Consider the following 15,136-nt stretch of genomic DNA (forward strand, 5'->3'; position numbering starts at 1 on the left):
TTAACGAATAGCCTTCGTTGGTATAAGTGATGGTTCCTCATTGATAAAGTCAGGATGGTTCAATCCATTAACAAGAGAACGATAGCAATTTTCAGCTTGGTACTGCTTGGCCACGTTAAAGGCTTCACTGCCCAGTGTTTTGATTAAATCGACGTCGTGAGTTGCACGCGAAATCGCTTCAGTTAATGAGCTAACACAATTGGGTTCGTATTTAATACAGTTCACATTATGAGTTAACACCTGGTCCCAATATGCGTTGTCCTCGGGAATGATGATGCACATTCCAGCGGCCATAGCTTCTAGGATCGATAGGCCGAATGGCTCATTACGGCTTGTTGAAACGAATATATTGCTACGACTACGAATTTCATCGAGATTTTTGGGCTCTTGATACCATTGAACATGCGGTAGTAGAGTTGGTGCATTACATGTTGGCAAAGAGGTATCAATGGGGCGAATAAAACAGATGTTCGCTGCGAATGGTGACTGTTTATCTAGTTTTCTTGCAGACTCGGTGAGCATGTCTAAGCCTTTCCACTTAAGCAGTGATGCGCACCAAAAGATAGTCGGGAAGTCGTACTGAACTCGGCTAGGCCAATGCATGTTAGATATACCATTTTGAAAACTTTGATAATTTTCACTTAATAAAAGGTAGTTGCTAAGTGCATAGGCATCGACGCCTGAAAGCTTAGTTCTCAGGTAATGGTTTAGTGCTTTGTAAACGCTATTTTTGGCCGAAGATAGATAATAGACACGGTCAGCAATTGTAAGGCAGTATCCTACCGAACGTGATTTCTCTATCGGTCCGTGAATTAGCTGAATAATAGGGATGTTGATGAGTTTTTTTACAATGTATAGAGACATATCAACACCAGGACCAGAGTTCCCTATTAGGGCTGTGATTTTCTCGCTACGTAACCATACCGCTAAAATGAATAGCGTGTAGATACACTGTTTTAGCCAATAACCTAATCCATTATCAACTTTACTTAACCCTGCAATTGAGGGAACGGTTATTACGTTGACTTGATGCTGTTTACAAAAATCATCGTTAGACCATGACTCTTTATGCGCAGTTAAAATTGTATATTTTGAATGGTTTGGGTTGGTGAGTAGTAATGCTTCTTTACTCGCGATTTTTGAACCACCAAGAAACGCAACAGGATCAAATATAAGGTAATGATTTATTGGGGTATTCATAGTCATCTCCTTATGCGATACGATTTGCAAGGAACGTTCTAATTGGGCTAATTGCTTGCCAAAAAGAGGTCGTTGGTTGCTGATTTTCGGAAATAGCTTGAACGTAGATCTTCTCAATTGCTCGAGCATTGTGAATAGCGGTATGAGTCTCTAGGATATGCTCCTTAGCTCTAAGGCCAATAGTCTTGGCACTTTTTCTGTTTTTTACGACAGCACGCATGGCGTTAACGATAGGACCAGTCCCGTTATTTTTGTAAAACACAGCGTTATTCTTGTGAGTCAAAATCTCTGGAATACCACCTTCAAATGGCGCAATAACGGGCAGAGCCGCAAGGGCTGCTTCTGCAACAACAAGTCCGAACGCTTCTTGACGAGCGCCACTTACAAATCCATCAACGCCTTTTAACCAACCTTGTACGTGTCTTTGCTCACCCACAAAGTGGACGTGGTCTGATAGGTGTAAATAGTCAGCTTGCTGTTCTAGATTTGCTCTTTGTGGTCCATCACCGATAACAACTAAATGAACGTTTGGATACTCTAAAAGAAGGTGGCGAAGGGCAAGGAGTAGACGGTCAACGCCTTTACGGTGAATAAGGGAGCCTACCGTTGCGAACGTGAAGGTATCTTCATCGATATTCAGTGCTTTCTTAACATCGACAGGGGCTTGATTTTCAAGCCTCTCGACATCAATTCCGTTGTGTACAATAGATAGACGCTCTTGTGGGTACCCATCTTTAATCAGTTGATGAGTGATCGCTTTACTTACCGCAATGATTTTTGGTGAAAAATGCAGACCTAGAGTTACACGGTCACGTGCAGGGTAGTCAGAGTGAAGCTGAGTAACCATAGGGGTGTTGGTCACTTTCGCCACGGTATACATCCACTGACACGGCGCTCCACTATTAACGTGAATTAAGTCAATGTTTGCTTTTGCGATGTATTGTTTTGCTTGTTTTACCTGACGTAACCACGCTCGTACATTGAAACGAGGCGAAGACCAACCCAGTAGAATAGAAAAAGACTCTAGTTCACTATGAATTCCTACATTAATCATTTCGTCATGCAGTGAAGGGTTGTTGGTTAAGATAAACGGAGTGAAGCGACTACGATCAATATTTGAAACCAAATCAAGTAGACACTGCTCGCTACCACGAATCCAGTCATCTCCATAATGTACAAATAAAATATGCTTAGTCGTCTTCATATTGTTACCCCTTTAGTTTCAATCTGAAATTGAGTTTTTATTTCTATAGGGATAACTGCAATAGAGGTGCCAACTATTTACGGATGCTAAGTTGTTGATTTGTGGTTGTTAGTTGGTTGATTTTTTTTGTAGGAATTGATTTCTCAATTTGAGAATCAAATTTGATAGATATCTAAAAGCTGCGGGAGCACACTTTTTGTCGAGTAATGTTGCTCAATAGTCTGTTTTGCTGCATGTCGAATTTTCTGTTTATCGCACTCGCTCATCAATAGCCATAGTTGTAATTGTTGTTGAAGATCTCCTTCGTAATCGACAATAAACCCATTGTTTTGATGTTCCATCAATTCGTTTAGATCCCCTACGTTGGTACAAAGAAGGGGGATACCACGCGCCATCGCTTCTAACCCAGCCATAGGAAGACCTTCATATCGAGATGGAATAACCAGTAGATCTACGTTCTTCCAAATTGACTCCATATTCGATTGGTGGCCATGCAGGGTGAGATTATTTGGGCAGCGGCTAATTAGGTCACACTCCATTGGCCCGCTTCCGTAACAGTGAAACTCATGTTCAGGATTTATTATGGCCAAATTAAGAAATCGGTCGGGGGCTTTTTCATGGCTCAAGCGTCCTACAAAAGCTATTTGACTGCCTTTAGCGCAATCAATATTTGTTGTGTCTATAAAGTTATTAAGGGTATACGAGTGAGAGGGTAGCTTTCTTTTGATTAGCTGACTGACGGATAAACGAGCGTCTGAAAAAAAAGCACTATATCGATCAATAAAATCGTATAGCCAGACTTTTCCTTTTGGTGTTTCACCCGCATGAAATGTTGAGATTTGCTTAAATGGGCCGTCATGTATCAGTTTACGAGCAAGGCGGCTATAGATGCTCGCTTTGTACCCATGGGCATGAATCAAGTTGGGTTGGTGCTTTAAGATCGCTTGCTTTAGCGACTGATAAACGCTGCTAGAAGGGAAGGAGTGATTGAGATAGAAGTAGCTGATTGATGCCTTTTCTAGTTTATCGGCAAGCAGAGCTTGCTGTCCGTAATGCGCAATAAAAACAACAGAGACATCAATATCAAACTTTTTAAGTCCGTTCGCTAATTCAAAAACATGGGTCTCAATGCCACCAAAGGCAAGGCTATCTATTAATAGCCAAACCTTTTTCATTTTAAATGAGTCTGAAGTGAAAGAAGACACTAAATCAGACGGTGCTGTGTTCATCTTCAGATTCCCATGCCTGTTTCTTACGGTAGACAGTAGAAGGGCTGAGTTCTAATAAAACCGCTGCATTAAGAACATTTCCATCGCAAAAATCAATCGCGTTTTGTATCGTTTCTCGCTCGATTTGCCACATTGGCCTGATCGCTCCGCCATGGGTCGGGGGCTGCACACCCATTGTGTCTGGTGTACCTGGTGCCATTAGGGCTTCTTGCGCGGGAGACGGTGCTAGAGAAGGTGGTGCAATGGACTCTGGCCTTGGAGATGTTGTCGCTTTATGTTTAAGGATCTGCGCTGGTAGATGAGCAATAGATAGCTTTGATTCATCGTTGAGAACCACAATATTTCGAATAATATTTTGAAGTTGCCTAACGTTACCGGGCCATTGGTATTTCTTCAACAGTGCTTCAGCATCGTTGTTAATACCTGAGAATTTTTTACCATCCTCTTTCGCGTAGAGTTTAAGGAAGTGATTAGCCAATACTGCAATATCATTGCCTCTTTCACGTAAGGGGGGCATCTCGATCGGGACAACATGAACACGATAATAAAGATCTTCTCTAAATCGGCCTTCTTCGACTTCCACTAATGGATCTCGATTGGTCGCACATAAAATACGAACGTTAACTTTGGTCTCTTTGGTTGCACCTAACGGAGTAAATGTTCCCGTTTGTAAGAAGCGCAAAAGCTTCTTCTGCATTTCTAAGTCCATTTCACAAAGTTCATCAAGGAACAGCGTTCCACCATCTGCTTGCTGTGCTGCACCTTTGCGATCGGTGCTTGCCCCAGTAAATGCGCCTTTTACGTGGCCAAAGACCTCACTTTCCATCAAATCTTTAGGAATTGCGCCGCAGTTGATGGCGACAAAAGGCATCTTTTTACGTTGGCTCTCTTTATGGATAGCTTCAGCACAAACTTCTTTACCCGTACCACTTTCACCATTAATAAACACACTAGCAGTAGTAGGTGCGACAGAGTCAATGACCTTGTACACCGCTTGCATAGGTAGGCATCCACCAAGAAAGCCGTGGAATCGTTTACGGTCAAACTTAGTTTCAATATCTTCGACTAAGTGTTCTAGTTTTGCCTGTTTTAAGTGAAGGGTTATAGAAGTTTTTAACCTATCGGCTTTGATAGGTTTTTCCAGGAAGTCTTTCGCCCCTTTTTGAATGAGGCCGACAGCAATATCCACTGAACCATGCGCAGTAGCAATAACGGCAGAAGTAGGGATCTGATTTTCAGATATCCAGTCCAATATATCTTCGCCAGACATATCAGGAAGCTTTAGATCTAATATGATGAGATGAGGGACGTTACGTTCTATAAAGGCAATGGCTTCTTGTCCGGTTTCTACGTGAAACAGGTCGTAAGGTTCGTCCTTAACATATTGTTTATAAAGTACAGCAAGAGATGTTGAGTCTTCTACTAGGAGTACCTTTGGTTTCATTGTCGACGTCCTTGTTATTATTTTATGAAACATATTACTTATAGTAATTAACATAACCTACAAAATAAAGGAATCATCCAATATTCAATCGAATACATGATTGCTATGTCTTTATCAAATAACGTATCTGTATAGAAAATGTTCCTACTAGAACTCTTGGTCTAGTACAGTAAACGTTCAGCCTTTAGCTTGAAGAGGTGACAAACCCAAGCTCTTTTCTAGCGATGATTGCCTTAATCGATTTACTAGCGATACTTTGCAACGTTGGAATTAAGTCGAACGCGTGAGCAGTTTTCTTCTCCAAACATAATTTTTCTATATCGCGTGATATTTCCGAAAGAGAGCGGTTACCTAGAGCTAAAGAGGAACTGCCTAACGTATGCGTTTCGAACTCGAGTTGGTCGATGTTCTTATCCTTAGATGCTTGAAGGATGTTATTGAGACGAACTTCTGTCTCTTCCAAGTAGTGGTCGATAAGAATAGGTATAACTTCTGCGCTCGTGTCTTCGATCATTTGTATCAATATGGTTTCGTCAACGAACTGAGCAATGTTGATATCATTGACCTCGTTATCATTCACGTTTTCAACAATAGTTTCTTCAACACTATCTTCTTCTACAATAGTTGGCTCGGAAACTGTCGTTGTTACTGCGTTATCTATCATTAATACCTCGGCTGACTGAAGCTTATCTGATAAGAATAAGTTAATTTTTTCAATTAGCTGAGATAAACGTACAGGTTTTGATAAATAATCTGTCATACCTGCAGAAATAAAGTGTTCTTTGTCTCCGCTTAGCGCGTGGGCAGTCAGTGCAATGATAGGGAGTGATTGCATTTTTTCATCGTCGATAGATCGAATGATGTTTGTTGCTTCAATACCATCCATCTCTGGCATGGAAATATCCATAAACACAATATCGTAAGTGTAATTCTTGATTTGCTCGACGGCTTTAGCGCCATTATCGACGATATCGATATCGACACCAGCATGTAAGAACATGTTTTTAATGACGAGTTGGTTAGCTTTGTTATCTTCAGCAACAAGAATTCTTGCGTCTTTAAGCTCTGGTGCGAGCACTGGATTTGAAGGGGCGACATGACTGACAAGCGAATCAGCGAGTTTTAAATTAATAGCGAAGGTGAAGATACTTCCTTGTTCATACTGGCTAAAGACTTCAATACTCCCATCCATCAATTCACACAGGCGTTTACAAATAGCCAAACCTAGCCCTGAACCTTCTTGAGTACGAGAATAAGTTTGATCAACCATAGTGAACTCTTCAAATAGGTATTCAAGTGACTCTTCTTTGATACCAATACCTGTGTCAGAAACAGTGCAAATAATCTTGCAATCATTGCCTTCAGTCGCTGCATCAATTTTTACGGTAATGTTACCTTCACTTGTGAACTTCAGTGAGTTGCCTATTAAGTTGTGAAGAATTTGGCGAACTCGATTAATATCGCCAGTAACCATAGAAGGTACGGTGCCATCAACAAAGCAGTGCAGAATAAGTCCTTTCTTTTTAGCTTCTGGGCTAAAACTATCGATAACACTGTCGACACACTCTCGGAAGTTAAATGGTTGTTGCTCTAATAGAAGGATGTTGGATTCCATTCGAGTAAAATCCAAAATATCATTGATGACAGAGAGTAAAAACCCTCCTGAAGCTGTTGCTGTGTTAACGAGTTGTTTTTGCTGTTTAGTCAGAGGTGTTTCTTCAAGCAACGATAAAATGCCAAGTACGCCATTCATTGGGGTGCGTATTTCATGAGACATAGAAGCAAGGAATCGGCCTTTTGACTCACAGGCATTCTCGGCTTCTGCTCGCGCTGATTTTAAGTCGGTATAACTCTTGTTTAATTTGCACGACATATTATCAAAAGCTCTAGCCAGAGTACCAAACTCATCTTTAGAAGTGTCATTAAGCTGGTAACCCGGCCCTTTTTCACTGAGCATATTAGTCGCAGTTGTTAAACGTACTAGGCTTTTCGTTAGGTAGGTTCCTAAGATAAATGAGAAAATAGCAACAAGAATAACTTCTATGGAGGCGATACCCACAATGGATTTTTGAGCCGTTTCGAGCATGCTACTGATGGCGGCAGTACCAAACCCCATATCGATATGCCCATACTGAGTGCCGCCACTAATAATGGGGACGCGAGTATCAAAAATACCATCAGAGACATTGCTTAATTTGTCATCGATATTCATGTCTCGTTTCAGTAAGTCCATGTCGCCATCACAGGCAAGTACTTTTCCATGTCTTACTATTTTTACGTACTGAACGCCTTCTAACGTCATAAATTCACTAACGAGGTATTCTAAGGTAGCAATATCGGTAGAGAGAACCGCGTCTTTTGTAGCATTAGCAAACATGGTCGCGGTTGAATTAGCGCGTTGTATTAATTGTTTTTCATTTGATTCGGATAGAAATGACATAGAACTAAAAACAAGGAACATAAGTAGTACTATTTCGATCAGTGCTATACCGATTATTGTTTTTGCTCGAAAAGTCATATTTCACCTACCTATGGTTTAAGTTTAGGTCAGTTTTACTGTTTAATCTCATCGATGTTCAGAGCACGTACATCGTCCCAATCACTGTTTGCACCATTTACAAAGCCCTTTATATTGAGAGGCTTTAATAGAGCTCGTCCTTCTTCAGTATCATGAAGCGCAGCAAGTAATGATTGAACTTTTGCTGCCAATTCAGGATCGACTCTAGGGTGATGTGCAACAGCGTGTGGTGTGTAACCTTTAGTGGTGTATATGGGCGTTAATTGATCACGAAGTGACTCATCGATGGAGTTGAATGTGCGAATGATACCGCCACCGGCAGGATATAGACCTTTGACTACGGCGAGATAAACGGAATCGTGAGACGATACATAATCAGGCTCAAAAGTTACCCCTTTTTGTTTAAGTACACTGCGAGTAAGAACCGACGCTGCGAAAGCAGCAGGAGCAGGGAAGGCTAGGGTACTACCGTCTAGTTCTTTTAAGTCTTTTATATTGCTGTCTTTTCTTGCAACAATGATACCTTTGATCTTTTTATCTTTTGCTTTAGAAATAGACATATAGCCGGGATTAGCGCTAAACGTTGTGTAGTGATAAGGATTCATATAGGCAAAGTCATATTCGCTAGCGCTTAAACGCTTCTCAAACATAGGGATATTTTTAGCGGTTGAAAACTCGAACTTTTCCCCTGTGTTTTCTGACAAATACTCCATGATAGGTGACCATAGCTCAGCAAGGCGGCTCGCAGATTGTTGTGGAACGATTGCGAACGTAATCTGGTCGTCAGCAAACACTGGAGATACAAAAGTTATTAGTAATGCGTATAGTATATTTCTCATCATAATCACCTAATTAGTGTTAGTTACTTGTTATGCTGATTGGGATAGGAATTCATTTCTGTTCAGCCAGTTTTCTATTTTTCGACGCCATTTTTTAGGTATAAATGGAATACGTCTAAGTTCTCGAATTATCTCTAAGCTTAGTGGCGGTTGATCTTTGACATTTAACACGGTCCCTAATAAGTCGATTTTTCCGCTTTTTAGCAACTCAGTAGCTTTTCTAATCTGTCCAGCTGACGTCACACCGCCTTTAACAACTAATATCGTTTTATCACAAGCATTCGCGATACTTTGGGCGGGAATGTTACTGCGGTTTATCTGTAAAAGAGGGGAGGTATCGATAATGATTCGGTCATACTGGTCTTCCCACTCCTTTACGGCATGACTCATAAATGCAGGATCTTTGTAGGCAAGTTGAGTCGATTTATCACTTGGAACAACGACGCCGGTGAATAATCGATGGCTATCTACGTGCTCGATCAAATGAGTTCCATCGTCTGTTGCTATTGTGAGCTCTTTAAATGCGGGGTTAAACATATTCAAATCAACCAGCAGCGCGTTATGTCCAGCCAATAGATACCGCTCTGTTAACGCGCTAGCCACTGAGGTAACACCATCAAGAGACTGACAAGCGGTAACACACAGAGACTTACACTCAGCAAGTTCTGCGGATAAATATATTTGCTCAATTTCGGCGTGAGTTGCAGGAATCGTCATTAGAGTGCTCCTATCAACACGATGGCAGTGGTAAGTCGTAGAATGTCTTCTAGTCCAACACGGGCTTTCTCTAGCAAGCTTTGGCTGCGATCAGGGATGAAGATGGTGTCTCCAGCACGTAAAACAGGGAGATGATAAATATTGGCCGTTTTACTAAACTCTATCAGATCGAAAGTACGAGCCTGTCCTTGGCAGCATGACATGTTAACCACTGATATCTTTTCAAGATAAGCTGTATTACTTGGCCCGCCAGCTTCAGCAAGTATGTCGAGAATAGTCATGTTGTCGTCAAAGGAGTAACGACCCGGTTTGTTTACTGCTCCAAGAACTCGAACGGTGGATTCCTTCGATGTATCTAACCAATTTTTGTTTTTTTCAGGGATATAGATAGTGTCACCGGTTGTAACGCTTGGCAGTAAATTCTCATCACCGGTTTCAAAGTACAGTGACAAATTGAGTTTACTGACTTTCGAATAAGTTTTATCGCGATGAGTGACTCGAATATTATGAATGTCAGCCTCTTTCGTTGGGCCGTCAGCCGCAGCTAGAATATCCAAGAAATGCATCTCTTTAGTAAATCGGAAGCGCCCTGGAGTATTCACTTGTCCAAAGACATAGATAGAAGCATCTGAGCTTTGGCGCACCCACTGAGCTTTATTGTCAGAAGGGTCTCGGGGTAAATCATGAATACGTACAATAGAGCCAGCAGCAATAATTGGAAGATCGTTTGGCGGCGCACCATTAAGGATAAACGCATCAAGGTCAAAAACGACAAGTTCTTGCTTATGGTCAATAACTTCAATTTTTGTTGTATCGGCTCTTAATGTCGGGCCGCCAACATGCGATAGTAAATCCATTAGGTTCATTTCGTCTGACCACTCGATACGTCCTGGTCTTACTACTGATCCCATCACATTAACAGCGCGGCTAGGAGCGACTTTTAACCACGATTTTTCATTCATATCTGTTTTTTCAGGAACAAATATCGCGTCACCCGGGTTAATCTCTGGAGGCAACGAGTTGATTAGCCCTTCCGTGTAGGCGGCTAAATCAAAGGGGATGACTTTACCATTCGCTTTGATGATACGAATCTGACGTGATTCTGCATATCGGGTAGGGCCACCTGAATTCGCTAATATATCCATAAAGCTTGCACCAAGCTTACCTTCGAATGCACCAGGGCTCTTCACTTCTCCCATGACATAAACAGTATTGGCACCTGATTTGATTTCTTCTTCCTGTTTCGGAACAAAAACGGTGGCACCGGGCTTAAGCTTAGGAAGAAGAGTTGAATCGCCGCTATCTAAATAGCGCTTTAAATTGAATAGTTTTGGTGTCGTATCGGTAATGATACGAATCTGCTCCACACTTGCGTAACGTGTTACACCCCCAGAACGCATCAGGATATCAACTAAATCCGTTCCTTCTTTGTAAGAGAATGAACCAGGGGCATGAACTTCACCAAAGACTTTGATTGCGCTTCGACCATCGGCGCTGTCACCTGAATCTGCAAGTTTTGCAGGATCGAAATCTTGCTCAATATTACTAACGAGGGGAGAAGCAGGAACGAAAAGAGTATCAAGAGATTGTAGAGCAGGAAGTTGGGATTCATCGCCTGTATCTAGGAACGCTTTATAATTGAAAGCTTGTTTGTTACCCCCACGCTTAAGCAGCATATTGTTAAGCTGTGCACCAGAACGTAGACCTCCGGCAGCGTGTAGTGCCATTTGTATATCGGCACTTTTAGATAAGGTATATTCTCCAGGAGACTTAACGTACCCCTGAACAGAGACCAAAATTTGCTGTTCAGCTATAAAGACAGAAGCGTTGGATAGATCACGAAATACGGACTCTAGCGCACCTAAAACGGTTACTTCTAACTGTTCTTCATCGTAGCCAGCTACAAAAATCGCACCGACTTCTGGTAGAGTGATTCTTCCGCGCTTATTTACCTGAAAACCACGGTTTAACGTACTTTCGCCAGGCAAGTTTACCTGTATTAGATCACCAACTTGTACGACTTCGTTCTCACCCTGAAAATCACTGTCCATTTCACTAGAAGCGTAACTTGTTTGGAATCCAAAGACTCCAACAAAGCAAAGTAGAAATAATGATAGATTATTCATACAATCCTCCTAGTGGTGCATCTGCTGAGTAGTCTTGCGTCGAAATTATTTCAATGCTAACTCGACGGTTTGTTAGCATGACCCCAACAGAGTCTCCTTCAAATAAGGGTAATTCAGAGCCTAAAGAGTGGGTTGTAATACGAGTAGGTTCTAAACCAAATATGGTTAGGTATCGTTTGACCTGTTTCGCTCGGCCCATCGCTAATGCCTGATTATGTTCATCGTGGCCTCTAGCGTCTGCATGGCCCGTAACCGATAACTTCAGCATGGTGTTTTCTACAAGAATATTTGCAGCTCTCGCAAGGTGGCCCATATATTTTGGATTAATTTCCGTTGAATCTAATGCAAACTGGTTATCGACATTGAGTAAATCAAACAGTTGGTCAATCACCGCCAATTGTTGATTGAGTTGGAATTCACTCTTAGGCGGTACACAACGTGTTTGTGAGGTGACGTAATCTAGTTGTACTTCTAGTTCATGTAGGCGTTTTCGTTGAATAACGAGATCATTTGCAGCATCAAGCAATAACCCACCTTCAAGTTCTCGCGCAATTCTGTTTTGTTTTTCAATTGCTTGTACAACAGCTGCTGGAAAACACCACTTTGCTCCCTCTTGAATGAGTGCATCAAGGTGAAGCTTTGTTAATTGCCAATCAAATCTAAGACCATGCTCTGGCCCCAAAGGTTCTGTTGGCATCACTGGCGAAAAAGAAGCAGCGACATAATCTTCTGCTAAGCCACCTTTTCCGCTTTCGGGGTAGCTAGTGCAGCCCCCTAAAAGAGTGATGGATATAACTATAGCTATGTATCCTTTAAGTCCATTCATGCCAACGTCCGTTTTTATAATAATTATTAGTAGTATAGTTATGTTTAGTGAGTATTTGAGTTAACTGGTATTGCTTGGCTTATACGCAATAGATTGATTATTTCTAAAGGCTGACCAGTTACGTTTTCAATACGCATATTTCGTTCACGTTCAACGAGTCGTTTGTAAAGGTAAACCAACGCGCCAACACCTGATGAATCAAGGAATTCAACTCGACTGAAATCTAATTCAATTTCACTATGTAGGTCATCTGTTATAACTGCATCAATGTGAGGCTGTGCATCACGACTACCTTCAGCGTCAAGGTTACCGACAATTTCTAATGTAAGAATAGTTTCGTTTGCTTCAACAGTACGTAGTTCCATGATGTTCTCTCCTATGCGGTTTATTCTAATAGAGCAGGTTCTGTGCCAACATATAATAGGTTAATATTCAATTAGTTAGTGGGTTCGTTACTGGTATTCTCAATTTGATAAATGACATTCTCAAATTGAGAATCATAAGCAGTGTTGAGAAATTGCTTCAAATATGATGAAACTAAATCATCACTATCGATGAATAATATGAGTCAAGTCGCATGGATTGAACGCATTGATGATGCAGTAAGGTATTTCCTGTAAGAATGTCGCCAGTCATTAAACAAGGAGTGTTTTATGCGATTGTCTCTTATCTCAATAGGTATTTTGCTAGCGGTCAGTGGCCCAGCCATCGCAGACGTCGGCTATGATTTGGGTGTAATGAATGCGCACAGTTATAAGTCTGGCGTTGATATCTTTGAATACTGGAAAAGTGAAAAACTAGACGGTATTCGCGCTATATGGACTGGTGAGATATTGGTGACACGACAAGGTAATCGAATATACCCACCTAAATGGTTTACCGACCCATTACCTGATCACGCGTTAGAGGGAGAACTTTGGGCGGGCCGAGGAAACTTTCACATCGTACAGCAAACCGTAATGGACCGTGTCCCATCAGATTCTGCATGGAAACAGATCGACTACATGCTGTTCGACATCCCCCAAAGTGCAGGTGACTACCAGAAGCGTTATTACAATCTAATACATTGGGTCGATTCAAATCCGTCATTACATCTAAAGTACGTAGAGCATACACCTATTGCTTCAGAAACTGAGTTATTTGGCTACCTAGATAACGTAAGCAGTAATAAAGGTGAAGGAATAATGCTGCGCAAGATCACCAGTCGATATCAAGCAGGGCGCAGCAATGACATGCTTAAATTGAAAAAGCATGAAGATACTGAAGCGATAGTGGTGGGGTATAAGTTAGGTAATGGTAAATATAAAGGCTTAATGGGTTCATTGAGAGTAAAACTAGAATCGGGAAAAGAATTTTACATAGGCAGTGGCTTTAGTGATGAGCAAAGACGGAGCCCGCCTAGCATCGGATCGACAATTACATTTCGTTATAACGGAATGACACAAAATGGGATTCCGAAATTTGCACGTTATTTAAGAGAACGTGAAGGGTATTAGCAAATACATGACAGTATTTTTATAATGATTACCTAATGCGTAATCAAAAACTAACAAAGCCCAGATCTCATTAAATCTGGGCTTTATTACATCGTGAGTGGTAGCGGATAAGTGTTAAGTTATTTTGATGCAAATGTTAGTTGGACATCATCATCTTGCTTATGCATCCAGTGCAGTCTTATACCCAACATCAATGCGGCTGACGATAGACCAACAATGAACCCAATCCAAAATCCATGAGCGCCCATTGGCTCAACTATCCAATCGGTCATACCAAGTATATAACCAGTCGGTAATCCAAGTATCCAATATGCGATAAAGGTACGATTGAAAATCGCGGTCATATCCTTATAGCCACGCAGTGCACCAGCGGCGACTACTTGAATTGAATCTGTACACTGATAAACCGCCGCGAACATCAGTAATTGCATTGCTATAGTGATAACGGCTTTATTATCTGTGTATAGATAAGAAATGTTCTCTTTAAATATAATGGTTAATGCGGCAGTTAATATGGCTAAGGCGAGCCCAACAAATATGCCAACACGAGATGCAATCATGGCACCTTCTGTGTCTTGCTCACCAAGTTTATGGCCAACACGAATGCTAACTGCAGCACCGATACTCATAGGTAACATGAACACGAGCGATGAAAAGTTAATCGCGACTTGGTGCGCAGCAACAACCAATGCACCTAAAGGAGCAACCAGTAGAGCAACGACGGCAAACAGTGTTACTTCAAAGAACATAGCCGCTGCAACGGGGAAGCCGAGCTTAAATAGTCGTAGGATAGCTTTAGGTTGAGGGCGGTGAAATTGACTAAATAGCTGAATATGAGCAAGCCTTTTTGACGTCACCACATAAAAGAGCAACAAGGCAAACATTAACCAATAAACGATGGCCGTCGCTACACCACAACCAACGCCACCTAACGCAGGAGCACCAAATTTACCGTAAACAAAAATCCAGTTCAGAGGAATGTTAACCAACAGACCTATAAACCCAATCACCATTGCCGGTTTGGTTAGTGCTAAGCCGTCGGTATAACTTCGTAGAGCTTGAAACAGCAGAAATGCTGGAACTGCAAATATAACCGCAAACATATAGCCGTTGGTCTTATCAGCCATCACCTGATCTATTTTCATCAAATCCATGATCCATTGCGTCTGAAGCAGCACAATAATGATAGGGACTGAAGTGAAGAGCGCTAAAGCAATACCCTGATGTATTTCAAACGGAATCTTAACTTGACGACCGGAACCGTTAAGTTGAGCAACGACGGGAACGATCGCCATTAACAGCCCGATGCCAAATAGGATAGAAGGCAGCCAGATACTTGAGGCTATAGATACCGCAGCCATATCAATAGCGCTAACGCCGCCGGCCATAATGGTATCGACAAAGCTCATTCCAGTTTGTGCGATTGAAGCAATGAAAACAGGCGTCGCCAGTTTAACTAAGTTAGATGTTTCTTTTTTATAACGATGCACAGAGACTCCGATAAGAGAAAGAAGAAAAAAGAGTCCACCGACGAAGA

At 41.6% G+C, this 15,136-nt stretch carries 12 protein-coding genes; 1 reads left to right on the plus strand and 11 read right to left on the minus strand.

From position 1 onward, the window contains the following. The 10 genes from L4C54_RS00660 to L4C54_RS00705 form a co-directional block, all read right to left on the minus strand. Window positions 1-1,200, minus strand: coding sequence for a glycosyltransferase family 4 protein (locus L4C54_RS00660; RefSeq protein ID WP_428806681.1), 1,200 nt, complete (start codon window positions 1,198-1,200; stop codon window positions 1-3). Between the two features lie 10 nt (window positions 1,201-1,210). Beyond that, on the minus strand, window positions 1,211-2,404 hold the full coding sequence (locus L4C54_RS00665) for a glycosyltransferase (RefSeq protein WP_428806682.1): 1,194 nt from the start codon (window positions 2,402-2,404) through the stop codon (window positions 1,211-1,213). A 155-nt stretch (window positions 2,405-2,559) separates the two neighbouring features. Further along, a complete protein-coding gene (locus L4C54_RS00670) occupies window positions 2,560-3,633 on the minus strand; it encodes a glycosyltransferase family 4 protein (protein WP_428806683.1) in 1,074 nt (357 codons plus the stop codon). Beyond that, a complete protein-coding gene (locus tag L4C54_RS00675) occupies window positions 3,614-5,077 on the minus strand; it encodes a sigma-54-dependent transcriptional regulator (protein ID WP_428806684.1) in 1,464 nt (487 codons plus the stop codon). The genes L4C54_RS00670 and L4C54_RS00675 overlap by 20 nt, the downstream gene beginning before the upstream one ends. A gap of 184 nt (window positions 5,078-5,261) precedes the next feature. Continuing rightward, a complete protein-coding gene (locus L4C54_RS00680; protein WP_428806685.1) occupies window positions 5,262-7,595 on the minus strand; it encodes an ATP-binding protein in 2,334 nt (777 codons plus the stop codon). A 35-nt stretch (window positions 7,596-7,630) separates the two neighbouring features. After that, a complete protein-coding gene (locus L4C54_RS00685) occupies window positions 7,631-8,434 on the minus strand; it encodes a phosphate/phosphite/phosphonate ABC transporter substrate-binding protein (protein ID WP_428807377.1) in 804 nt (267 codons plus the stop codon). A gap of 30 nt (window positions 8,435-8,464) precedes the next feature. Then, complete coding sequence (locus L4C54_RS00690; protein WP_428802055.1) at window positions 8,465-9,151, minus strand: P-loop NTPase family protein; 687 nt, start codon at window positions 9,149-9,151, stop codon at window positions 8,465-8,467. Next, window positions 9,151-11,202 carry a polysaccharide biosynthesis/export family protein gene (locus L4C54_RS00695; RefSeq protein ID WP_428807378.1) on the minus strand — a complete coding sequence of 684 codons (2,052 nt, stop codon included), beginning with the start codon at window positions 11,200-11,202 and terminating at the stop codon, window positions 9,151-9,153. The genes L4C54_RS00690 and L4C54_RS00695 overlap by 1 nt, the downstream gene beginning before the upstream one ends. A gap of 67 nt (window positions 11,203-11,269) precedes the next feature. Beyond that, window positions 11,270-12,103, minus strand: a complete 834-nt coding sequence (locus L4C54_RS00700; protein WP_428806686.1) for an OmpA family protein — start codon at window positions 12,101-12,103, stop codon at window positions 11,270-11,272. 44 nt (window positions 12,104-12,147) lie between these two features. After that, entirely contained in the window at window positions 12,148-12,468 is a 321-nt protein-coding gene (locus tag L4C54_RS00705; RefSeq protein ID WP_428802053.1) for an STAS domain-containing protein, read from the minus strand. 288 nt (window positions 12,469-12,756) lie between these two features. Between L4C54_RS00705 and L4C54_RS00710 the strand changes: the two genes are divergently transcribed. Further along, window positions 12,757-13,599 (plus strand): DNA ligase, encoded by an 843-nt coding sequence (locus tag L4C54_RS00710; RefSeq protein WP_428806687.1) that lies wholly within the window; start codon window positions 12,757-12,759, stop codon window positions 13,597-13,599. A 119-nt stretch (window positions 13,600-13,718) separates the two neighbouring features. On the opposite strand, the gene L4C54_RS00715 is transcribed toward L4C54_RS00710, so the two are convergent. Beyond that, window positions 13,719-15,089 carry an MATE family efflux transporter gene (locus L4C54_RS00715; RefSeq protein WP_428806688.1) on the minus strand — a complete coding sequence of 457 codons (1,371 nt, stop codon included), beginning with the start codon at window positions 15,087-15,089 and terminating at the stop codon, window positions 13,719-13,721. Between the last annotated feature and the right edge of the window lie 47 nt (window positions 15,090-15,136).

Origin of the sequence: Vibrio lamellibrachiae (genome assembly GCF_050337265.1) — a bacterium.
GTDB classification, from domain to species: Bacteria; Pseudomonadota; Gammaproteobacteria; order Enterobacterales; family Vibrionaceae; genus Vibrio; species Vibrio kyushuensis.